We start from the raw sequence: 21,701 nt of genomic DNA on the forward strand, positions 1-21,701 counted from the left end.
GGGCGACACGCCGACACCTAGACTGGTCCGGCCCATGACGCAGACCCAGTCCGCCCCCGCACCCGCCACGGCGGGGGCCTCGGCGTGGGTCACGGTCGACGCCGCCGCCATCCGCGCCAACGTCGCCGCCCTCGTGCAGCGGGCCGCGCCGGCGCAGGTCATGGCCGTCGTCAAGGCCGACGCCTACGGGCACGGGCTCCTCGTCGCCGCCCGGGCCGCCCTGGCCGGTGGGGCCGCCTGGCTCGGCGTGGCCCAGCTGCAGGAGGCCCTCGCGCTGCGGGCCGCGGGCATCGACGCTCCCGTCCTCACCTGGATCTACCCGCCGCAGGGCGACGTCGGGGCCGCCGTGGACGCGGGCGTCGACGTCACCGTCGGCAGCGCCTGGAGCCTCGCCGCGGTCGTCGACGCCGCCCGCGAGCGTGGGCGCCCGGCCCGGGTGCAGGCCAAGGTCGACACCGGGCTCGGCCGCGGCGGGGTGCTCACCGACTGGACGGAGTTCACGCGAGCCCTGGCCGCCGCGGTCGCCGAGGGCGCGGTCGAGCTCACCGGCACCTGGTCGCACTTCGCCTGGGCCGACGCCCCGCAGCACCCCACCGTCCGCGCCCAGGAGCAGCGCTTCGCCGACGCCGTCGCCGAGCTCCGGCGCGCCGGGGTCGACCCGCGGCTGCGGCACCTCGCGAACTCCGCCGCCACGCTGACCAACCCCGACGCGCACCTCGACCTCGTCCGGCCGGGCCTCGCCGTCTACGGCCTCTCGCCGGTGCCCGACCTCGGCGCCCCGGCCGACTTCGGTCTGCGGGAGGCAATGCGGGTGACGGCGCGGCTCACCCTGGTCAAGCGGGCGCGGGCCGGGCAGGGCGTCAGCTACGGGCACGAGTACACGACCGAGCGCGACACCGTCCTCGGCCTCGTGCCGATGGGGTACGCCGACGGCATTCCGCGGCACGCCGGCAACCGCGGACCCCTGCAGGTCGGTGGCCGCCGCGAGCGGGTCGCCGGCCGGGTGTGCATGGACCAGGTGATGGTCGACCTCGGCCCGGACACCGACGCCGCCGCCGGCGACGAGGTCGTCGTCCTCGGGGTCGGCGCCGACGGCGAGCCGACCGCGCAGGACTGGGCCGAGGCCGCCGGGACCATCAACTACGAGATCGTCACCCGGATGGGCCCCCGCCTGCCGCGCGTCGTCGTCAGGGAGGCGGGCTGATGGCGCGGCTGCCCAAGGCCGTCGCCCTCGGGGCGGCCGCCGCCGAGTCCGTCGGGGCCCGGGTCCGCCGCACCCGCGGGGCCCACCCGGACCCGGACGGCCCGGCCGGCTGGACGCACGTCCCCACCGAGGCACTCACCGTGTCCACCGACGACGGCGTCGCCCTCCACGTCGAGATCGACGCGCCCCGGGGCGCGAGCCGCAGCCGTCGGCACCTGGCCGGCCGGACGCCGACCGTCGTCCTCGTGCACGGCTTCGCCCTGACCATGCAGTCGTGGGTGCTCCAGCGCCGGGCCCTCGTCGAGGCCGGCTTCCGGGTCGTCGCCTACGACCAGCGCGGCCACGGCCGGTCGGGGATGCCGGACCTGTCGGCGTGCACCGTCGACCGGCTGGGCCGGGACCTCGCCTCGGTGCTCGCGGCCACCTGCCCGAGCGGCCCGGTCGTCCTCGTCGGGCACTCCATGGGTGGCATGAGCGTCATGTCGTTCGTCGGCCGGCACGCCGACCTCGTCCGCGACCGGGTGCTCGCCGTCGCCCTCGTGTCGACGAGCGCCGGCGGCCACGAGGTCGTCCAGCTCGGGCTCGGCCCGATGGTCGGCAAGGTCGTGGGGTCCGTGGGCCCCGGGGTCCTCACCCGGCTCTCGCGGCACGCCGGACCCATCGGCGTGCTGCGCAGGATGGGCAAGGGCGTCCAGGACGTCGTCGTCGCGCGCTGGGCCTTCGACTCGCCTGTCAGCCGCTCCACGGTCGACCTCGTCGCCGAGATGATCTTCTCCACCCCCTTCGACGTCATGGCCGCGTTCCTGCCGGACATCGACGCCCTCGACCTCGCGCCGCTCCTCGGGCCGCTCACCGGCGTCGAGACCCTCGTGCTCAACGGCGCGGGCGACCTCATCACCCCGGCCTCGCACTCGGAGGAGATCGTGCGGCACGTCCCCGGCGCCGAGCACGTCGTCGTCGAGGACGCCGGGCACATCATCATGCTCGAGCACCCCGAGCTCGTCACCGAGCAGCTGCTGGCGCTCATCAGCCGCGCCCAGCGGGCCGTCGTCGAGGGGGTCGCCGTCGGGGACAAGCCGCGGGTGCGCCGCACCGTCCGGGACATGTCGAAGAAGCGCCGCGCCCGCTCGGGTGCGTCGTCCGGCCGCGGGAGGGCGTCGTGAGCGGTGTGCGGGTGGACCTGCCCGAGCCCGGCGACACCCGCGCGCTCGGGGCCGCCCTGGGCGGGGTGCTGCGCGCCGGCGACCTCGTCGTGCTCACCGGCACCCTCGGCGCCGGCAAGACGACGCTCACGCAGGGGATCGGGGAGGCGCTGGGCGTGCGCGGCGCGGTGACCTCGCCGACGTTCGTCATCGCCCGGGTGCACCCCTCGACGGTCGACGGGCCACCGCTGGTCCACGTCGACGCCTACCGGCTGGGCGGGGCGCTCGAGCTGGACGACCTCGACCTCGACGCCTCGGTCGAGGACAGCGTCACCGTCGTCGAGTGGGGCCACGGGCTCGTCGAGGGGCTGTCGGCCGACCGGCTGGAGGTGGTGCTCGACGTCGACGTCGAGACCGAGGCCCGGACCGCGACGGTCACCGGGCTCGGCGGGCGGTGGGTGGACGACCCGCAGGCGCTGGCCGCCCTCGGCGGTGTGCCGTGCTGACCCTGGCGATCGACACCTCGACCACCGCCATCGGCGTCGCCGTCGGGCGCTCCGGGGAGGTGCCGGTGACGGCGGTGCGCCTCGACGCCCGGGCGCACACCGAGCACCTCGCGCCGCTCGTCGAGCAGGCCCTGGGCGAGGCCGGGGTCTCCCCGGCGGACCTCGACGCGGTCGCCGTCGGCACCGGCCCGGGACCGTTCACGGGGCTGCGGGTGGGGCTCGTGACCGCCGTGACGATGGGCTACGCGCTCGGGGTGCCCGTGCACGGCGTGTGCAGCCTCGACGTCCTCGCCGAGCAGGCGCTGGCCGCCACCGACTCCGCCGACGTCGCCGAGGTCCTCGTGGCCACCGACGCCCGCCGCCGCGAGGTCTACTGGGCGCGCTACGCCCGCGGGGAGGACGGCGCCCGGGCGCTGACCGGGCCCGCCGTCGGCCCGGCCGCCGAGATCCCCGAGGACGCCCGGCGGCTGCCCACCGCCGGACGCGGGCCGCTGCTCTACCCCGAGGCCCTGTGCTCGCCGGTGGACGGGGTGCTCGACGTCGACCCCGCCGTCCTGCTCGCGCTGGCGGTCCGGCGCGCGGCCGAGGGCGTGCCCACCCCGGTCGAGCCGCTCTACCTGCGGCGCCCCGACGCGCTGACCACCGCCGAGCGGGCCGCCCGGTGACCGCCGTGACGTCCGCCCCGTCGTCCCCGGGCGTGCCGCCGGCGCACCTGCACCGCGCACGCTGGAGCGACGTCGGACCGCTGGCCGCCCTCGAGGCGCGGCTCTTCCCCGGCGACGCGTGGTCCGAGGCGTCGTGGTGGTCCGAGCTCGCCGGCCGGCCGCGCCGCGAGTACCTCGTCCTCACCGTCGGGGACGAGGTCGCGGGCTACGCCGGGCTCGACGACGGCGGTGACGTCGCCGACGTCATGACGGTGGCCGTGGCGCCCGAGCACCGGGGCCGCGGGCTCGGCGGGGTGCTGCTCGACGCGCTGGAGGACGAGGCGGGCGCGCGCGGCGCCGAGCACCTCATGCTCGAGGTGCGGGCGGACAACACGGCCGCGCTCGCGCTCTACACCAGGCGCGGGTTCGCCGAGGTGTTGCGCCGCCGGGGCTACTACCGGCCGGACGGCACGGACGCCCTCGTCCTGCGGAAGACGTTGTCACGGGAGAGAGCCGGAGATGGCTGACGAGCCCCTGGTGCTCGGCATCGAGACCTCGTGCGACGAGACCGGCGTCGGCCTGGTCCGCGGCGAGACGCTGCTGTTCGACGCCCTGGCCAGCAGCGTCGACGAGCACGCGCGCTTCGGCGGCGTCGTCCCCGAGATCGCCAGCCGCGCCCACCTGGAGGCGATGGTCCCGACGATCGAGCGGGCCTGCCGCGAGGCCGGCGTGGCGCTGCGGGACGTCGACGCCGTCGCCGTCACCTCCGGTCCGGGGCTCGCCGGCGCGCTGATGGTCGGGGTGGCGTCGGCCAAGGCGCTGGCGCTGGCGCTCGGCCGGCCACTCTACGGCGTCAACCACTTGGCCGGGCACGTCGCCGTCGACATCGTCGAGCACGGTCCGCTGCCCGAGCCCACGCTGGCGCTGCTCGTCTCCGGCGGGCACTCTTCGCTGCTCCTCGTCCCCGACGTCACCCACGACGTGCGGAGCCTGGGCTCGACCATCGACGACGCCGCGGGCGAGGCCTTCGACAAGGTCGCGCGGGTCCTCGGGCTGCCGTTCCCCGGCGGGCCGCACATCGACCGGGCGGCGCGCGACGGCGAGGTCGTCATCGACTTCCCGCGGGGCCTCACCGGCGGCCGGGACGCCGAGCGGCACCGGTTCGACTTCTCGTTCTCCGGCCTCAAGACCGCCGTCGCCCGCTGGGTCGCCGCCCGCGAGGCCGCCGGCGAGCCGGTGCCCGTCGCCGACGTCGCCGCGAGCTTCCAGGAGGCCGTCACCGACGTCCTCACCCGCAAGGCGGTCGACGCGTGCCGCACGAACGACGTCGGGCACCTGCAGATCGGCGGCGGCGTGGCCGCCAACTCCCGGCTGCGGGCGATGGCCCAGGAGCGCTGCGACGCCGCCGGCATCGAGCTGCGTGTCCCCCGTCCGAAGCTCTGCACCGACAACGGCGCGATGATCGCCGCCCTCGGCGCCCAGATGGTCCTGCGCGGCCGTCCGGCCTCCGACCTCGCCGTCCCGGCCGACTCCTCGATGCCGGTCACCACAGTCTCCGCCTGACCCCCACCTGAGCACCCGACCCCGACCCCGACCTCGGTGACATCGGCGAGGGCGGCGGCGACGGCGGGCACTCGGTCCTGGTCGACCAGCAGCACGATCTCGTCCTCGCCGCTGGTCAGCAACCGGCCTCCGAGCACCGCGAGGTTCAACGGGTCGGTGCCGTTGTCGAAGAGCAGGCGACCGTCGGTGAGCTCCGATGGATGGGGTCCCACGCCTTGTCGGTCGCCACGCCGTACCCGTCGTCACGTTCCTCTACCTCCTCGTGGACGAGCTCGACCAGAGCCACCTCGTCCCCCTTAAGGTCGCGCAGCACGCGGACGTCGTCGTCCGTGACCGCGACGTGCATGCCCAGGCTCATGGGTGACCTTCGACCCGCGGGTCAGGCGTCGTCGCCGGGGGCGAGGTAGGCGTGCACGAGCGGGACGACGGACGCGCCCTCGCCGGTGGCGGCGGCGACCCGCTTCATCGAGCCCGCCCGCACGTCCCCGGCGGCGAAGATGCCGGGCGCGCTCGTCGCGAGGTTGGCGGGCGGCAGGCCGTCGGCCCAGCGCTCCTTGGGGACGTCGCGGCCGGTGAGCACGAAGCCGCGCTCGTCGCGGGCGACCTCCTCGGGCAGCCAGTGGCAGTGCGGCTCGGCGCCGAGCAGGAGGAACAGCCCGTGGGCGGGGACCCGTCGGCGCTCGCCGGTCTCGGTCGACTCCAGGACGAGCCACTCCAGCTGGGGCTCGCCGCCGGCCTCGACGACCTGCGTGCACGTCGCCACGCTGATGCGCGGGTTGAACTCGATCTCGCCGATGAGGTAGGCCGACATCGTCTCGGACAGCGCCGGCCGCCGGACGGCGATGGTCACCGAGCGGGCGAACCGCGACAGGTGCACGGCGGCCTGCCCGGCGGAGTTGCCGCCGCCCACGACGACGACGTCGTGGTCCTCCATCTCCCGCGACAGCGACATCGCCGCGCCGTAGTTGACGCCGCGGCCGACGCGCTCCTCGACGCTCGGGACGCCGAGGTGGCGGTAGCGCACCCCGCTGGCCACGACGACCGAGCGGGCCGAGACCTCGAAGTCCTCCCCGACGAGCCGGTGCGGCTCGTCCCCCGAGCCGGCGACGAGCCGGTCGACCTCCCAGCCGGTGTGGAACCGCGTGCCGAACCGCAGCGCCTGGTTGAGGGCCCGCTGCGCCAGGCGCATGCCGGAGATGCCGCGCGGGAAGCCGAGGTAGTTGCGGATCATCGAGCTCGTGCCGGCCTGGCCGCCGATGGCGCTGCCGTCGAGGACGACCGCCGACAGCCCCTCGGAGGCGGCGTAGACGGCGGTGGCCAGCCCGGCCGGGCCGCCGCCGACGACGGCGACGTCGACGACGTCGGTGCGGGTCCGGGCGTCGAGCTCGCGCTCGGCGTCGGTCTCGAAGAAGGAGCGGGCGACGTCGCGCACCGAGGTGGCGACGATGGGCGTCCGGTTCACCGCCCAGACCCGCGGGTAGCCGGCGTCGGCGGGGAAGTGGTCGGCCAGGTGCCGGCCGATCTCGCTGTCCGGCGTGGCGACGCGGCAGGGCAGGCCCATCCGGTCGAAGAAGTCGCGGATCTGCTGGGCGACCGGGTCGCCCTCGGGCGCGACGATCTTCGCGACGACGACGTCGGGGTCGGTGGTCGTCCAGCTCCAGTCGCTGAGCAGGTCGGTGACGGCGTGGTGGAACTCCTCGTCGCGGTCGGCCCGCGGCATGAGGAGGAAGGCGTCGTACTTGCCCTTGGCCATGCCGGCGCGCAGCCCGGGGGCGTCGGCGAGGAAGCGCTCGAAGGGCGAGGCGACGAGCCGCCGGGCCGTCGGGACGAGCGTCCGCCACTCGGCGAACGCCCGCAGCACGGTGTCGACGTCGGGAAGGCGCGAGTCGGACACAAACATGGCCACCGGGTGGCCCTGCGCGAGAACCTGCTCCGTCACCTCGCAGGCCTCGTGGAAGGACGTGGCCGTCCGCAGCTCGTACTCGCGTGAGTACCGCCAGAAGACCTCGCGGAGGGTGTCGGCGTGCTCCTCGGAGACGAGGACGATGGCCGGGGCGGTGGAGGGCACGGGGGGACTGACCGTCACGTCACGAGCCTAAGCCGCACCGGCGCCGTCGCAGAACCGCGTCGTCGGCCCCGGCCCGGTCCAGGATGGGGCGATGAGCGACGAGACGCCCACCCGGTTGCTGCACCGGCTCACCTCCTACCAGCCCGACCGGGAGTGGACCGAGCCGCTGGACGACGAGCGCGTGCTGCGCGGGTTCGCGCTGAACGACGAGGCGCACCGGCCGATGCCGTACGCGGACGTCGCCGCCGACCTGCCGCGCCTGGCCCTGCCGACGGACCTGCCGGGGTCGTCGGCGCCCGCCCTCGACGTGCTGGCCGGGACGGCCGACGTCGCGCACGCCCCGGCCGACCTCGCCGCGCTGGCCCGGGTGCTGTTCCTCGCCGGTGGGGTGACCCGCACGACGGTCCGCGACGGGGTGCGCCAGCTGTTCCGGGCCGCGGGGTCGGCCGGGGCGCGCTTCCCGCTCGAGCTCTACGTCGCCGTGCCGCGCGACGACGCCGGAGGGCTGCCGGCCGGGGTGCACTGGTACGACCCCGAGGCGCACGCGCTCGTCACCGTCGGCCCGGCGCCGACCGGCGAGGCGCCCGCCGTCGTCGTCACCGGGGTGCCGTGGCGCACCGGCTGGCGCTACCGGGAGCGCGGCTTCCGCCACGTGTACTGGGACGCCGGGACGATGCTGTCGCACCTGCTCGCGGCCGCCGACTCCGCCGGGCTCGGCGCCCGCCTGTTCACCGCCTTCCCCGACCTCGAGGTCGGCGCGCTCGTCGGCGCCGACGGGGTGCGCGAGTGGCCGGTGGCGGTCGTCGCCCTCGGGGCCGGCGACCCCGCCCTGCACCCGACGGGCGACGCCGCCGGCAGCCGGTACGACGAGGACGGCCTGGTGTTCCCGCTGGTCACCGACGCGCAGCAGGCCGGCCGTCGGGTCGCCCTGGGGGCCGAGCGGCGCCGCGGCGCCCCCGTCCTCGTGACGTCCACCGAGGACGCCCCGGTCGAGGACGTCGTGCTGCGCAAGGGGTCGATGCGCCGGCTGCGGCGTGGTGAGGCCGTGCCGCGGGCCGCCCTCGTCGACGCGATGACCGTGGCCACCCGCGGGGTCGACGTCCCGCACTGGGTCGGGGTGAGCGCCGTCGACGGGGTCACCACCGGTATCCACCGCTGGCCCGACCTGGACGCGCCGGTACGGGCGCTCGACGAGGACACCGTGCGCGCCGAGCTGTACGGCGCCGCGCTGGAGCAGGGGCTGGCCGGGGACGCCGCGTTCGTCGTCGTCTCGGGCGTCGACCTCGACGCCGTCGACGACCACCGCTACCGCGAGGTGCAGCTGGACGCCGGGCTCGTCGAGGGGCGTCTGCACCTCGTGGCCGTGGCGCTCGGGCTCGGGGCGTCCGGGATGACGTTCCGCGACAGCGACATCGGGGCGCTGCTGGGTGAGGACGTGGCCGGGCTGCTGTGGACCTGCGTCGGCGTCCCCGAGTACCGGACGAGGCGCAGCGGCGGGCCCGGTTCGCCGGCCGAGGTGAGCATCGTCTGGCCCCGCTGAGGTCCCGCCCACCCGTGCTCGCCCGCCGGACCGGGGCCGGCGGGGGTCAGCCGCGGGAGGCGCCCTTCGAGCAGGGGAGCAGGCCCATCCGGTCCTTGAGGGCCAGCACCCGCTCGACGGAGGCGTCGACCTGGCGGGCGAAGCCGCGGTCCTCGTCCGCGGCGCTGCGGATCGCCGCCGCCATCTCGGGCGCCACGGACGCGTCGCCGGTGAGGACGACGTCGCCGCCGGCCTCGATGACCTTCGTGGCCCGCTCGGCCGGCGGGGTGCTCGCGACGGCGGCGGCGTTGACGTCGTCGGTGATGACGACGCCGTCGTAGCCGAGGTCGCCGCGCAGGAGGTCGGTGACGATGGCGGAGGAGAACATCGCGGGGGTGCCGGGGTCGAGCCTGCTGTAGATGGCCGAGCCGACCATGACCAGGCCCGCGCCGTCGCGCACGCCCGCGGCGAACGGCCGCAGGTAGGGGTCGTCCGCCGTCGTCGTGTCGTCGGTGATGCCGGTGGCGCTGAAGTCGGTGTTGCTGCGGATGCGCCCCAGGCCGGGGAAGTGCTTGACGGTGGCCTCGACCCCGCCGGCCCGCATGCCCTTGATGAACGCCCGGGACGCCTTCGTCACCGTCGCCGGGTCCGAGCCGTACTGGCGGCCGTACTTGCCGATCGGCTCGTTGGCGGTGCCGATGTCGGCCGGCACGGTGTCGGTGACCGGGGCGAGGTTGACGTTGACGCCGGCGGCCTTGAGCTCCTCCGCCCAGCCGGTGGCCGCCCGCACGAGCTCCGAGGACGACATCTGCGCCTGCTGGCTGGCCGACGGCGGCTGGGTGAAGCCGGGACCGCGCAGCTGGTGGACCTCGCCGCCCTCCTGGTCGGCCGCGACGAGCAGCCCGACCCCGCCGGTGGCCTTGTCGTCCACGAGGCCCTGGAGGTGGTCCGAGGTGGCGGTGACCTTGTCCGCGCCGTCCCAGCCGCCGAGGTAGATGACGTTGCCGACGTGGTCGGTGCCGATGGCCGTGTCGAGGCTGTCGAGGGCGGCGTTGGTGTCGAAGCCGACCATGAGCAGCTGGCCGATCCGCTGCTTCTCGGTGAGGGAGTCCAGCGTCGTCTCGACGCACGACGGCGTGGGGGTGGGCGTGGGCGAGGCGGACGTCGCGGTGGCCGAGGGCGTCGACGTCCCGGGGGCCGAGGTCGACGGCGCGGCGCCGGTCCCGCCCTCGGCGCAGCCGGCGAGCGCGAGGGCCATGGTGCCGGTGAGGAGGGCGGCGGCCCGGGGACGGGGGCGGGGCGTCCGGGAGGTCACCCCACGACGCTAGATCACCGCCCGGCGCGTCCCGAAACCGGCGGGTGGTCTTCCGGTGCCGACGAGCCACGGGCCGAGGGTGGACGGACGGGGACCGGCCGCAGGGGTGGACGGTCCCCGTCCGCCGCTCCACTCTGACACGACCCGCCGTCCGACGCGCACCGGGGGAGGGGGTTCGCCGGGGAGACCTCGCGTGCGGTGCGTCACAGCCTGCCGCGGACCTGCGACGATGGCCCGATGAGTGCCGGCCGGGCCGTCCCGCCGCGGCTCGCGCCGCTCCTGGAGCGGCTCGTCGACGCCGCCCGCGAGGACCCACGGGTGACCGCGGCCTGGCTCGGCGGGAGCCTGGCCCGGGGCACCGCCGACGACTGGAGCGACATCGACCTCCACCTCGGTGTCGAGGACCTCGGAGCCTTCGACGCCGCGGCCTGGCTCGGCGCCGTCACCCCGCTCGTCCTCGCCGACCCGATCCCCGGGGTTCCGCACTCGCTCGTCGCGGTGACCCCCGACTGGGTGCACGTCGACGTCGTCGCGCACGAGGCCGACGCCCTGCCGGACCCCGCCCGGCCCGTCCGCGTCCTGCTGGACCGCACCGGCGGGCTCGCCGACACGGTGGGGGAGCCGGTGGGGTTCGGCGAGCCGACCTTCCCGGACGACGACGTGCGGCTGTTCTTCTACGTCCTCGGGGCGTCGGTCGCGGCCGTCCGCCGCGAGGAGACCCAGCCGCTGGCGCACGGAGCCGCGGCCATGCGCGACCAGCTGCTCGTGCGGATCATGCTCGCCGAGAACGGTGTCCGCAAGAGCGACGGGGCGCGGCGGATGCGCCGGTACCTCACCGACGAGCAGGTCGACGCCCTCTGCGCGCTGCCCCCGGTGGGCGTCGACCCCACCGCCCGGCCGGACGTCCTCGCCGCCGTGGCCCGCGAGTACCTCGTCCGGGCCCGCCGGCTCGCCGTGCGCACCGGGGCGGAGTGGCCGCACGCCCTCGAGGCCGCCACGCTGCGCCTCTGGGCCGAGGAGCTGGGTGTCGACCTGGGGGCGGGACACCCCGGGGTCGACGGCGGGAGGACCTCCGACGCGCCGACCCGTCGCGCGGGCACCCACGAAGGGCGCTGATCCGCCATCATCGAGCGCGTGCAGGGGCTGCCGGTGATCCTCGACGTCGACACGGGGGTGGACGACGCCTGCGCGCTGATGGTCGCGGCGCTGCACCCGGGGCTGGACCTCAAGGCGGTCACCTGCGTCGGCGGCAACGCGCCGCTGGACGACGTCGTGCGCAACACCCTCACCGTCCTCGGCCTCCTCGAGGTCCGCGACGTCCCCGTCGGGGTCGGCGCCGCCCGACCGCTCCTCGAGGAGCCGGTCGACGCCCGCCACGTCCACGGGTCCGACGGGATGGCCGATCTCGGGCTGCCCGCGCCGTTGCTGGAGCCCGACGGGCGGACCGCCGTCGAGGTGCTGCGCGACACCGTGGCGACGACCGCCGACGCCGGCACCCCGCCGACCCTCCTCCCCCTGGCGCCGATGACGAACATCGCCCTGTTCGCCCGGCTGCACCCCGAGGTCTTCGCGCGCCTCGGGCAGGTCGTCTTCATGGGCGGCGGGGCGGAGATCAGCAACGCGACGGCCGCTGCCGAGTTCAACGTCTTCCACGACCCGGAGGCCGCGGCCATCGTCCTGGACGCCTGCGCGACGCACGAGGTGCCGGTGACGATGTACGGCCTCGACGTCTTCTACGCGCCGCGGGTCAGCGACGCCCAGGCCGAGCGGCTGCGCGGCATCGACACCGCCGCCGCCCAGCTGGCCGCCGCCCTGGTCTCCTTCCACGCCCGGCGCTTCGACGCCGACGGCGCGACCATCGGCGACGCCGGGGCCGTGACGATGCTCGTCTGCCCCAAGGCGGTCCGCACCGAGCGGCTGCCGGTCCGGGTCGAGCTCACCGGCTCCTTCACCCGCGGCCGGACCATCGTCGACCGCCGCGACTGGACCGGCGACCTCGCCCACGACCCGCACGGCCTCGCGCCCGCGCAGGTCGACGTCGCGCTGGAGGCCGACGGCCCCCTGCTCGTCGACACCTGGCTGCGGGCCATCGGGGGTGACGCGTGGTGAGCGGCCGGGTGCTCGTGCTGGGCTCGCTCAACGTCGACCTCGTGACGCGCGTCGAGCGGCACCCCCGCCCGGGGGAGACGGTGGCCGGCGAGGGGCTCGCGCGGCTGGCGGGCGGCAAGGGCGCCAACCAGGCCGTCGCGGCGGCGGCCGCCGGCGGGTCGGTGACGATGGTCGGCTGCGTCGGTGACGACGCCGAGGGGGACGCCTACCGCTCGCGGCTCGAGGCCCGGGGCGTCGACGTCTCGCGGCTGCGCGCGGTCGACGGCACGCCGACCGGCACGGCGCTGGTCCAGGTGTCCGACGCGGGCGAGAACACGATCGTCGTCGTCCCCGGTGCCAACGCCGAGCCCGACGAGCGCGAGGTCGCGGCCGTCGACGACCTCGGACCGGGGGACGTGCTGCTGCTCCAGCTGGAGGTGCCGCGGACGGTCGTCTGCGTCGCCGCCCGCCGCGCCGCCGGCCGCGGGGCCCGGGTCGTCCTCAACATCGCGCCGTACGCCGCCCTGCCGCCGGACGTCGTGGCCCTGGCCGACCCCCTCGTCGCCAACGAGCACGAGATGCAGGCGCTCGCCGAGTCCGGCTCCCGGCCGGCCTCGCTGCTCGTCACCTTCGGCGCGAACGGCGCGACGTGGGACGGCGTCACCCGGCCGGCGGTGTCCGTCGACGCCGGCGACGTCGTCGACACGACCGGGGCCGGGGACGCCTTCTGCGGGGCCCTGGCCGCGGCGCTCGCCGGCGGTGCCGACCGCGAGGCCGCGATGGACGCCGCCCTGCGGGCCGGGGCCGACGCGGTCCTGCGCGAGGGCGCCCAGGCCGATCCCTACCTGTGAGTAACTTCTCCCCGGGGAGCGGTTCCGACCTGCGGTGACGCGTGCGAGGGTGGATCGCATGGCCACCACCGAGACCGCCCCGCGCCGACCCCTCGACGCCGGCCCACCGCCGCTCGTCGCCGACCCGGCCGCGCTGCGCGCCGTCCTCGACGGCCCCCACGCCGCCGTCCGCGACGAGGTCCGGGACCGGCTCGCCGACCAGTCGGCGATCCTCGACGAGTCCGCCGACCTCACCCGTGCGGAGCTGCGCGAGCGGGTGCGCGACCTCGTCGTCGAGTTCGGCGCGCAGGGCCACGCCGCGCTCGGCTTCCCGCCCGAGGTCGGCGGCGGCGGCGACATCGGCGCGTCCGTCGCGGCCTTCGAGACCCTCGGCTACGGCGACCTGTCGGTGCTCGTGAAGTCCGGCGTGCAGTTCGGGCTGTTCGGCGGCGCCGTGCTCCAGCTCGGCACCCGGCGCCATCACGACGCCTACCTCGCGGACATCGTCGCGGGCCGGCTGCTCGGCTGCTTCGCGATGACCGAGACCGGCCACGGCAGCAACGTCCAGGAGCTGCGGACCGTGGCGCGCTACGACGCCGGGACCGACGAGATCGTCGTGACGACACCGGACGACTCCGCCCGCAAGGACTACATCGGGGGCGCCGCGCGCGACGGCGAGCTGGCCGTCGTCTTCGCCCAGCTCGAGGTCGCGGGGGAGCGGCACGGGGTGCACGCCGTGCTCGTGCCGATCCGCGCCGACGGGGAGGTGCTGCCGGGCGTGCGGGTCGAGGACTGCGGGGCCAAGATCGGGCTCGAGGGCGTCGACAACGGACGGCTGTGGTTCGACGACGTCCGCGTGCCGCGGGGCAACCTCCTCGACCGGTTCGCGGAGATCGGCGACGACGGCGCCTACCGCTCGAGCATCGACAACCCCGACCGCCGCTTCTTCACGATGCTCGGGACGCTCGTCCAGGGGCGGGTCAGCGTCGGCGGCGCGGGGCTGTCGGCCTCGAAGGTGGCCCTGGAGATCGCCGTCCGGTACGGGCTGCGCCGCCGGCAGTTCGAGGCCGGGACGCCCGGCGAGGAGACGCTGCTGCTCGACTACGGGATGCACCAGCGGCGCCTGCTGCCGCTGCTGGCCCGCACCTACGCCCTCTCCTGCGCCCAGCAGGAGGTCACCCGGCAGCTGCACGAGGTGTTCTCGCAGGACACCCCGGACGCCGACGAGCGCGCCCGGCGGTCGCTGGAGTCCCGGGCGGCCGGCACCAAGGCGGTCCTCACCTGGCACGCCAGCGAGACCATCCAGGAGTGCCGCGAGGCGTGCGGCGGCGCGGGCTACCTGTCGGCCAACCGGTTCGCCGCGCTCAAGGCCGACACCGACGTCTTCACGACGTTCGAGGGCGACAACCACGTCCTGCTGCAGCTCGTCGCCAAGGGGCTGCTCACCGACTACTCCTCGGAGTTCGAGGACCTCGACCAGTTCGGGATGGTGCGCTTCGTCACCGGGCTGGCGGTCGAGACCGTCATCGAGCGGACCGCCGCCCACCAGCTCTTCGAGCGCATCCGGGACGTCCTGCCCGGCGGCCGCGACGGCTGGGACCAGGAGGCCGGGCTGCTCGACCCCGACTACCAGCTGGCCATGCTCCGCTTCCGCGAGGAGCACCAGCTGGCCGGGGCCGCGCGCCGGCTCAAGGCCGGGGTCGACGCCGGGACGCCGTCGGGCCAGGTCTTCCGCGAGGTGCAGGACCACGTCATCACGGCGGCGCGCTCGCACGTCGAGCGGCTCGTGCTGGAGTCGTTCGTCGCCCGGGTGCGCGCGCTGCCGGCGTCGCCGACCCGCGACGTCCTCACGGCGCTGTCGGACCTGTACGCCCTGAGCACGATCGAGGCCGACCGCGGCTGGTTCCTCGAGCACGGGCGGCTGTCGGCGCCGCGGTCGAAGGCGATCACCCGCGAGGTCTCGGCGCTGCTGCGGCGGGTCCGGCCGGTCGCCGGCGAGCTCGTCGCCGCGTTCGGCATCCCGCCCGAGGCCCTCGGCGCCCACGACCTCGTCGGCCCACCCCCGGCGGACATTTCGGGGTGACCCCGAAATGTCACCGAGCCCCCGGTTCGCAAGCGGGGTCTTGGTGACGAACCGGGGTGTCGGGCCGGCCGCGAGCCCACCGGCCGGCGCGCCGGGAGCTCAGGCGGGGTCGACGACGAGGACGGTCTGTCGGCCGGCGACGCGGGTGAGGACGACGGTCGCCTGCGCGCCGTCGCCGGCCTTGCGCCCGATCCGCAGCTGCCGGCGCAGCTCGTCGTCGTCGAGCCGGACGCCGCGCTTCTTGATCGTCAGCCCGGTGACTCCGTGCTGGACGAGCCACGAGCGCAGTACCTTGACCGAGAACGGCATGGCCTCGCGGACGGCGAAGCGACGGGCGAACGGCACGTCGACCTCGGCGTCGGACAGGACGTACCCGAGCCCGTGCTCGACCTCGGAGCCCAGCGTCGCCGCGGTCACGGCGCCGAGCAGGCCGGCCTGGGTCACCGCGCGGTCCGGCTCGTAGAGCCACGCCCCGAGCGAGGACGGGCTCTCGGCCACCGGCGGGTCCGGTTCGGCCATCGTCTCGTCGACCTCGACGGGGGAGCCGCTCGCGGAGAGGATGCGGGCGCTGCGGCCGGGCCGCTGGGCCAGCGGCCCCCACCAGACGGCGCACTCGAGCACCTCGCCGCCGAACGAGGTCCACTGCGCCTCGGCACCGAGCGGGATGGCGTCGTGCGGCATCGACGGCGAGAGCTTCGCCCCCGTCGCCGGCACCGCCGTCGCGACCTGGAGGACGAACTCCCACGTCGGGCGGATCTCGTCGAGCCGGAACACCCGCTTGATCCGCCCGTGCCGCCCGGTGTGCCCCGGAACGCGCCGCGCGGGGTCGAGCCACACCCCGACCCGGGCCCGCAGCGGGTCGCGCGGAGCCTCGAACTCCTCGGCCATCCCCTCGCGGGCACGGGAGTCGGGCCAGGGGCGCAGGTTGGTGTCGGCGACGGCCGCGGTGACCGGGTCGATGTCGACGCCGTGGACGGTGACGCCGAGCGCGGACATGGCGACGGCGTCGCTGCCGATACCGCAGCCGAGGTCGTGCACGGTGGCCAGCGAGGCGTTGTAGTAGCGGCCGGCGTGGGTGGCGGCGACCTCGAGCCGGGAGGCCTGCTCCAGCCCGTCGGCGGTGTAGAGCAGGTCGTCCGCGAACTCGCCGAACTTCGTCACCGCCCGGGCGCGCAGGCGCTGCTGGGTGAGGGCGGCGGCGACGAGCTCGGGGGGATGGCCCTCGCGCCGCAGCCGGGCCGCAAGGCCGATCGCCTCGTTCTCGTCGTACGGTGGGAGGGAGCGCAGCAGCTGACGTCCGTCCGGCGAGGCCAGGGCTCGCACGGTGCCGACATCCACGGCGGGCATCCTGCCACCCGGCACCACGCCCCGTACGGCGACCCGAGCAAGCCGCACGGGCCGGTCCCGGACCGGCCCCCGGACGCGGCCGGCGCCACGCCCGCTGGCACTCGAGTTGACCGAGTGCTAACGGCGGTCCTAGATTGACCTCATTGGCACTCACCTCGTGTGAGTGCCAGCGCCACCGGGTCGGGATCGACCCCCGCGACGGCGAGAGCGGCCCGGGCAGCGCAGTCCCGTCCACTTCGACTCATCCCATCCCGTGGAGGAGCACACCGTGTCGGTTTCCATCAAGCCGCTCGAGGACCGCATCGTCATCAAGAGCCTCGAGGCCGAGCAGACGACCGCGTCCGGTCTGGTCATCCCGGACACCGCGAAGGAGAAGCCCCAGGAGGGCGAGGTCCTCGCGGTCGGTCCGGGTCGCATCGACGACAAGGGCAACCGCGTCCCGCTCGACGTCACCGTCGGCGACCGCGTCATCTTCAGCAAGTACGGCGGCACCGAGATCAAGCACCAGGGCGAGGAGTACCTCATCCTCTCCGCGCGCGACGTTCTCGCCGTCGTCGGCTGACCCGTCCGCACGACGCCGTGACCGCGTCCCGGTGGCCACGTGCCACCGGGACGCGTCCGGTCCCCCAGAGTTCGCACCCACCCGCGACGGACGCCGGCGCCTGACGCGCGCCACCCGTCACCGCAGCAACCGCGGCAACCGCAGCAAAGGACATCCATGGCCAAGGAACTGGAGTTCAACGACTCCGCCCGCAAGGCGCTGGAACGGGGCGTCGACGCCCTCGCCAACGCCGTGAAGGTGACGCTCGGCCCCAAGGGCCGCAACGTCGTCATCGACAAGAAGTGGGGTGCGCCGACCATCACGAACGACGGCGTCACCATCGCCCGCGAGGTCGAGCTCGAGGACGCCTACGAGAACCTCGGCGCCCAGCTCGCCAAGGAGGTCGCCACCAAGACCAACGACGTGGCCGGTGACGGGACGACGACCGCGACGGTCCTCGCCCAGGCCATGGTCAAGGAGGGCCTGCGCAACGTCGCGGCCGGCGCCGCCCCCTCGGGCCTGAAGCGCGGCATGGACAAGGCGGTCGACGCCGTGTCCGAGCGCCTGCTCGAGAACGCCCGCGAGATCGAGTCCAAGGACGAGATCGCCCAGGTCGCCGCGCTGTCCGCGCAGGACGGCGAGATCGGCGGCACCATCGCCGACGCGTTCGACAAGGTCGGCAAGGACGGCGTCATCACCGTCGAGGAGTCCTCGACCGCGTCCACCGAGCTCGAGTTCACCGAGGGCATGCAGTTCGACAAGGGCTACATCTCCCCGTACTTCGTCTCCGACCCCGAGCGCATGGAGGCCGTCGTCGAGGACGCCTACGTGCTCATCAACCAGGGCAAGATCTCGGCCATCGCCGACGTCCTGCCGATCCTGGAGAAGGTCGTCCAGGCCGGCAAGCCGCTGCTCATCATCGCCGAGGACATCGACGGCGAGGCGCTGTCGACGCTCGTCGTCAACAAGATCCGCGGCACCTTCAACGTCGTCGCGGTCAAGGCGCCGGGCTTCGGCGACCGTCGCAAGGCGATGCTCCAGGACATGGCGGTCCTCACCGGCGGCCAGGTCGTCGCCGAGGAGGTCGGCCTCAAGCTCGACCAGGTCGGGCTCGAGGCGCTCGGCCAGGCCCGCCGCGTCGTCGTGACGAAGGACAACACGACGATCATCGACGGCTCCGGCGACACCTCCGAGGTCGAGTCGCGGGTCGCGCAGATCAAGCAGGAGATCGAGCGCACCGACTCCGACTGGGACCGCGAGAAGCTCCAGGAGCGCCTGGCCAAGCTCGCCGGCGGCGTCTGCGTCATCAAGGTCGGCGCGCACACCGAGGTCGAGCTCAAGGAGAAGAAGCACCGCATCGAGGACGCGATCTCCGCGACGCGCGCCGCGATCGAGGAGGGCATCGTCTCCGGCGGTGGCTCCGCGCTCATCCAGGCCGTCGGCGTCATCGAGGGCCTCGGGCTCGAGGGTGACGAGGCCGTCGGCGCGAGCATCGTGCGCAAGGCCGCCGCCGAGCCCCTGCGCTGGATCGCCGACAACGCGGGCCTGCAGGGCTACGTCGCCGTCGCCAAGGTGCAGGACCTCCCCGCGGGCCAGGGCCTCAACGCCGCCACCGGCGAGTACGAGGACCTGGTCAAGGCCGGCGTCATCGACCCGGTCAAGGTCACCCGCTCGGCGCTGCGCAACGCCGCGTCGATCGCGTCGATGGTGCTCACCACCGACACCCTCGTCGTCGAGAAGAAGGAGGAGGAGCCGGAGTCCGGCGGTGGCCACGGCCACGGCCACGGTCACTGACCTCCCCCTCCGTGCCGGGACCGCCCGGCACCGCACGACACCCGGCGCCGCCCGGTCCCGCCCCAGGGACCGGGCGGTGTCTCGTCTCCCCGGGCCGGGTGCCCGCCCGGCTGCCCCGGCGACCACCCGGGCACCCGACCCGCAGGACGGCGGGGGCGTAGGGTCCGGGGCATGCGGCTGCTCGGGGTCCTCGGCGGGATGAGCTGGGCGAGCACCGAGGTCTACCACCGCGGGCTCAACGAGGGGGTCGCGGCGCGGCTGGGCGGGCTGCACTCGGCCCGGCTGCTGGTGCACAGCGTCGACTTCGCCCCGGTGGCGCAGGCCCAGCACGTGGGGGACTGGGCGGGCACGGCGCGCATCCTCACCGACGCCGCCCGGGGGCTGCGGGCGGGCGGCGCGCAGGCGCTGGTCGTCGCGACGAACACGATGCACAAGGTGGCCGACGAGGTCGAGGACGCCGCCGGCCTGCCGCTGCTGCACATCGCCGACCCGACGGCCCGGGCCCTGCTCGACGACGGCCGGCGCCGCGTCGGGCTGCTCGCCACCCGGTTCACGATGGAGGAGGACTTCTACGTCGAGCGCCTGCGCTCGCGGGGGCTCGACGTCGTCGTGCCCGGGGAGGCCGACCGCGCCACCGTCCACCGCGTCATCTACGACGAGCTCGTGCGCGGCGTCGTACGAGAGGAGTCCCGCAGCGCCTACCGCGAGGTCGTCGGCCGGCTGGCCGCGGACGGCGCCGAGGCGGTCGTCCTCGGCTGCACGGAGATCGGCCTCCTGCTGCGCCCGGACGACGTCGACCTCCCGCTCTACGACACCAGCGCCCTGCACGTCGCGGCCGGCGTCGACTGGCTCTGCGCACCCGCCGGCCCCTGAGCACCGCCCCGCCGACCGGGGCAGGAGGACGGCGGCGTCAGCCGGAGACGACCCGCACCGAGCCCGCCCCCTCGACGGTGACGACCTCGCCGACGCGCACCTGCCGGCCGCGGCGGGTGTCGACCTCGCCGTCGACGCTCACGAGGCCCTCCTCGATGACGCTGCGGGCCATGGCGCCGTCGTCGACCAGCCCGGCGAGCTTGAGCAGCTGGCCGAGCCGGATGGCGTCGTCGCGGATGGGGACGTCGAGGGCGTCGGGACCGGTCACGCCGCCCAGGCTAGGTGCCGACGGCCGCCGGTGGCGACGGTGGGCGGGGAGGGCCTCCGCGTCCGGGCGGGAGCACGACCGCTCCGGACGCGGAGGCCACGGTGGCCGCGGAGCGGGTCGTGGGCTCTCGCCCCCACGACCCGCCCCGCGACCCGGGCGGGTCACGTCTCGGAGGGTGGGCTCTCGCCCCCACCCTCCGGACCGGTCGTGGGCTCTCGCCCCCACGACCCGGCCCGTGACCCTGCTTCTCGGCCCCCGGGGGCCGGGACGGTGCCTCGTGGTCGGCACCGACGGATGTGGCGTCCCTCAGGACGCGATGTGACGCTCGCGGGAGTAGACGGACTCGCGCTCGTCCTCGGTGAGGCCGCCCCACACGCCGTACGGCTCCTTGACCGCGAGGGCGTGGGTGCGGCACTCCTGGATGACGGGGCAGGCGAGGCAGATCTCCTTGGCGGCGGTGGCGCGGCGGTGGCGCTTGCTGCCGCGCTCGCCCTCGGGGTGGAAGAACACCTCCGGACCGACCCGGCGACAGGCGCCCTCGAGCTGCCAGTCCCACAGATCGGCCACGGGGCCCGGAAGCCGGGTGATCTCGGCCATGTCTACCTCCACGAGTCATTCCACCGCTTCCCCGAGCGGCACGGAAATCACCGTATGGTCGCTTTTCCCGGGGAAGGGCAATGCACAGGTAAGCCTTTGGTCAAGGTAGGAGTTCGCAGGCAAAGGCGGTGCAAAGAACCGACGTCGGAGAACGCCATTCCCGGGCCGCGCCGGTGCGCGACGCCCGCGCGCGGGCGAGCGTGCCGACGATCGGGCACGCCGTCGTGGGTCCGACGGCCGGGCCCGTAGAATCGGGTGATGAGCCTCGGACTCCACGAGACCACCGCCCGCACCGAGCCCGCCGGTGCCGCGCATGCTCCTGTCACCGCCTCGGCCACCGCCGCCTCGGCCGAGCCCGCCGCGGCCGGCCCGTTCGCCGAGCTCGGCCTCACCTACGACGACGTCCTGCTCCAGCCCGGCGAGACCGACGTCATCCCGAGCGAGGTCGACACCACGGCGCGGCTGACCCGGGAGATCTCGCTGCGGGTGCCGCTGGTGTCGGCGGCGATGGACACCGTCACCGAGGCCCGGATGGCCATCGCCATGGCCCGGCACGGCGGTCTCGGCATCCTCCACCGCAACCTCTCGATCGAGGACCAGGCCTACCAGGTCGACCTCGTCAAGCGGACCCAGACGGGGATGATCTCCAACCCGGTCGTCATCGGCCCCGACGCCACCCTCGAGGAGCTCGACGAGCGGTGCGGCCAGTACCGGGTCTCCGGGCTGCCGGTGGTCGACGGGACCGAGCGCCTCCTCGGCATCGTCACCAACCGCGACCTGCGCTTCACCCCCGTCGCCGAGTGGGCCGACACCCTCGTGCGCGACGTCATGACGCCGATGCCGCTCATCACCGGGCACGTCGGGATCTCGCACGACGAGGCCACGCGGCTGCTGCGGCAGCACAAGCGCGAGCGGCTGCCGATCGTCGACGACGACGGCCGGCTGCGCGGGCTCATCACCGTCAAGGACTTCGTGAAGTCCGAGCAGTTCCCGCACGCGAGCAAGGACGGTGACGGCCGGCTCATGGTCGGCGCCGCCGTCGGCTACTTCGGCGAGGCCTGGCAGCGGGCGGCGACGCTCGTCGAGGCCGGGGTCGACGTCCTCGTCGTCGACACCGCCCACGGGCACGCCCGCCTGCTTCTCGAGATGATCGAGCGGGTCAAGTCCGACCCCGCGCTGCGGCACGTGCAGGTCATCGGCGGCAACGTCGCCACCCGCGCCGGTGCCCAGGCCCTCGTCGACGCCGGGGTGGACGCGGTCAAGGTCGGGGTCGGCCCGGGCTCGATCTGCACCACCCGCGTCGTCGCCGGCGTCGGCGT

The 21,701-nt window shown here is 75.2% G+C and carries 21 protein-coding genes; 15 read left to right on the plus strand and 6 right to left on the minus strand.

Translation table 11 applies throughout. The features are described from left to right. Positions 1 to 34: 34 nt before the first annotated feature. Genes alr through tsaD form a run of 6 tightly spaced genes read left to right on the plus strand, consistent with a single transcriptional unit; the run spans position 35 to position 5,059 of the window. A complete protein-coding gene (gene alr, locus EPD83_RS10060; protein WP_128367670.1) occupies positions 35 to 1,204 on the plus strand; it encodes an alanine racemase in 1,170 nt (389 codons plus the stop codon). After that, the gene (locus tag EPD83_RS10065; protein WP_165566543.1) at positions 1,204 to 2,367 is read left to right on the plus strand and encodes an alpha/beta fold hydrolase; all 1,164 of its coding nucleotides are present in this window, start codon (positions 1,204 to 1,206) and stop codon (positions 2,365 to 2,367) included. The genes alr and EPD83_RS10065 overlap by 1 nt, the downstream gene beginning before the upstream one ends. After that, on the plus strand, positions 2,364 to 2,852 hold the full coding sequence (gene tsaE, locus EPD83_RS10070) for a tRNA (adenosine(37)-N6)-threonylcarbamoyltransferase complex ATPase subunit type 1 TsaE (protein ID WP_235950471.1): 489 nt from the start codon (positions 2,364 to 2,366) through the stop codon (positions 2,850 to 2,852). The genes EPD83_RS10065 and tsaE overlap by 4 nt, the downstream gene beginning before the upstream one ends. After that, positions 2,846 to 3,517: a tRNA (adenosine(37)-N6)-threonylcarbamoyltransferase complex dimerization subunit type 1 TsaB gene (gene tsaB / locus EPD83_RS10075; protein ID WP_128368420.1), complete on the plus strand. Its 672-nt coding sequence runs from the start codon at positions 2,846 to 2,848 to the stop codon at positions 3,515 to 3,517. Before tsaE ends, tsaB begins: the two co-directional genes overlap by 7 nt. Next, positions 3,514 to 4,023, plus strand: coding sequence for a ribosomal protein S18-alanine N-acetyltransferase (rimI, locus tag EPD83_RS10080; RefSeq protein ID WP_322095781.1), 510 nt, complete (start codon positions 3,514 to 3,516; stop codon positions 4,021 to 4,023). The genes tsaB and rimI overlap by 4 nt, the downstream gene beginning before the upstream one ends. After that, entirely contained in the window at positions 4,016 to 5,059 is a 1,044-nt protein-coding gene (tsaD, locus tag EPD83_RS10085) for a tRNA (adenosine(37)-N6)-threonylcarbamoyltransferase complex transferase subunit TsaD (protein WP_165566544.1), read from the plus strand. The genes rimI and tsaD overlap by 8 nt, the downstream gene beginning before the upstream one ends. 145 nt (positions 5,060 to 5,204) lie before the next feature. On the opposite strand, the gene EPD83_RS10090 is transcribed toward tsaD, so the two are convergent. Together EPD83_RS10090 and EPD83_RS10095 are read right to left on the minus strand one after the other, a co-directional pair. After that, the gene (locus EPD83_RS10090; RefSeq protein WP_165566545.1) at positions 5,205 to 5,417 is read right to left on the minus strand and encodes a DUF1877 family protein; all 213 of its coding nucleotides are present in this window, start codon (positions 5,415 to 5,417) and stop codon (positions 5,205 to 5,207) included. A gap of 21 nt (positions 5,418 to 5,438) precedes the next feature. After that, a complete protein-coding gene (locus EPD83_RS10095) occupies positions 5,439 to 7,145 on the minus strand; it encodes an FAD-dependent oxidoreductase (protein WP_165566546.1) in 1,707 nt (568 codons plus the stop codon). A gap of 73 nt (positions 7,146 to 7,218) precedes the next feature. On the opposite strand from EPD83_RS10095, the gene EPD83_RS10100 reads away from it, so the two are divergent. After that, a complete protein-coding gene (locus tag EPD83_RS10100; RefSeq protein ID WP_164896767.1) occupies positions 7,219 to 8,667 on the plus strand; it encodes a nitroreductase family protein in 1,449 nt (482 codons plus the stop codon). Positions 8,668 to 8,713: 46 nt separating this feature from the next. Here the strand turns inward: EPD83_RS10100 and EPD83_RS10105 are convergent, their stop codons facing one another. Beyond that, complete coding sequence (locus EPD83_RS10105) at positions 8,714 to 9,961, minus strand: glycoside hydrolase family 3 N-terminal domain-containing protein (protein ID WP_235950473.1); 1,248 nt, start codon at positions 9,959 to 9,961, stop codon at positions 8,714 to 8,716. Positions 9,962 to 10,198: 237 nt separating this feature from the next. On the opposite strand from EPD83_RS10105, the gene EPD83_RS10110 reads away from it, so the two are divergent. Genes EPD83_RS10110 through EPD83_RS10125 form a run of 4 tightly spaced genes read left to right on the plus strand, consistent with a single transcriptional unit; the run spans position 10,199 to position 14,962 of the window. Next, entirely contained in the window at positions 10,199 to 11,077 is an 879-nt protein-coding gene (locus EPD83_RS10110; RefSeq protein WP_165566547.1) for a nucleotidyltransferase domain-containing protein, read from the plus strand. Between the two features lie 18 nt (positions 11,078 to 11,095). After that, complete coding sequence (locus EPD83_RS10115) at positions 11,096 to 12,070, plus strand: nucleoside hydrolase (RefSeq protein ID WP_235950475.1); 975 nt, start codon at positions 11,096 to 11,098, stop codon at positions 12,068 to 12,070. Then, complete coding sequence (locus tag EPD83_RS10120) at positions 12,067 to 12,900, plus strand: PfkB family carbohydrate kinase (RefSeq protein ID WP_407676022.1); 834 nt, start codon at positions 12,067 to 12,069, stop codon at positions 12,898 to 12,900. Before EPD83_RS10115 ends, EPD83_RS10120 begins: the two co-directional genes overlap by 4 nt. 58 nt (positions 12,901 to 12,958) lie before the next feature. Next, positions 12,959 to 14,962 carry an acyl-CoA dehydrogenase family protein gene (locus EPD83_RS10125; protein WP_128366169.1) on the plus strand — a complete coding sequence of 668 codons (2,004 nt, stop codon included), beginning with the start codon at positions 12,959 to 12,961 and terminating at the stop codon, positions 14,960 to 14,962. 99 nt (positions 14,963 to 15,061) lie between these two features. Here the strand turns inward: EPD83_RS10125 and EPD83_RS10130 are convergent, their stop codons facing one another. Beyond that, positions 15,062 to 16,300, minus strand: coding sequence for a class I SAM-dependent methyltransferase (locus EPD83_RS10130; RefSeq protein WP_128366168.1), 1,239 nt, complete (start codon positions 16,298 to 16,300; stop codon positions 15,062 to 15,064). A gap of 277 nt (positions 16,301 to 16,577) precedes the next feature. Here EPD83_RS10130 and groES point away from each other — a divergent pair, with 277 nt between their 5' ends. The 3 genes from groES to EPD83_RS10145 all read left to right on the plus strand — a co-directional run bounded on the left by groES (position 16,578) and on the right by EPD83_RS10145 (position 19,517). Further along, entirely contained in the window at positions 16,578 to 16,871 is a 294-nt protein-coding gene (gene groES / locus EPD83_RS10135; RefSeq protein WP_128366167.1) for a co-chaperone GroES, read from the plus strand. A gap of 156 nt (positions 16,872 to 17,027) precedes the next feature. Continuing rightward, positions 17,028 to 18,644, plus strand: a complete 1,617-nt coding sequence (groL, locus tag EPD83_RS10140) for a chaperonin GroEL (protein WP_128366166.1) — start codon at positions 17,028 to 17,030, stop codon at positions 18,642 to 18,644. 171 nt (positions 18,645 to 18,815) lie between these two features. Further along, on the plus strand, positions 18,816 to 19,517 hold the full coding sequence (locus EPD83_RS10145; protein WP_165566548.1) for an aspartate/glutamate racemase family protein: 702 nt from the start codon (positions 18,816 to 18,818) through the stop codon (positions 19,515 to 19,517). Between the two features lie 37 nt (positions 19,518 to 19,554). Here EPD83_RS10145 and EPD83_RS10150 read toward each other — a convergent pair whose 3' ends face one another. Further along, a complete protein-coding gene (locus tag EPD83_RS10150) occupies positions 19,555 to 19,785 on the minus strand; it encodes an RNA-binding S4 domain-containing protein (protein ID WP_205859491.1) in 231 nt (76 codons plus the stop codon). Positions 19,786 to 20,091: 306 nt separating this feature from the next. Further along, entirely contained in the window at positions 20,092 to 20,382 is a 291-nt protein-coding gene (locus EPD83_RS10155) for a WhiB family transcriptional regulator (protein ID WP_128367164.1), read from the minus strand. A gap of 258 nt (positions 20,383 to 20,640) precedes the next feature. On the opposite strand from EPD83_RS10155, the gene guaB reads away from it, so the two are divergent. Beyond that, positions 20,641 to 21,701: IMP dehydrogenase (guaB, locus tag EPD83_RS10160; RefSeq protein ID WP_235950479.1), on the plus strand; the 1,061-nt coding region annotated here is incomplete at its 3' end.

Source organism: Phycicoccus flavus (assembly GCF_004025965.2).
In the GTDB taxonomy this organism is placed as follows: Bacteria; Actinomycetota; Actinomycetes; order Actinomycetales; family Dermatophilaceae; genus Phycicoccus; species Phycicoccus flavus.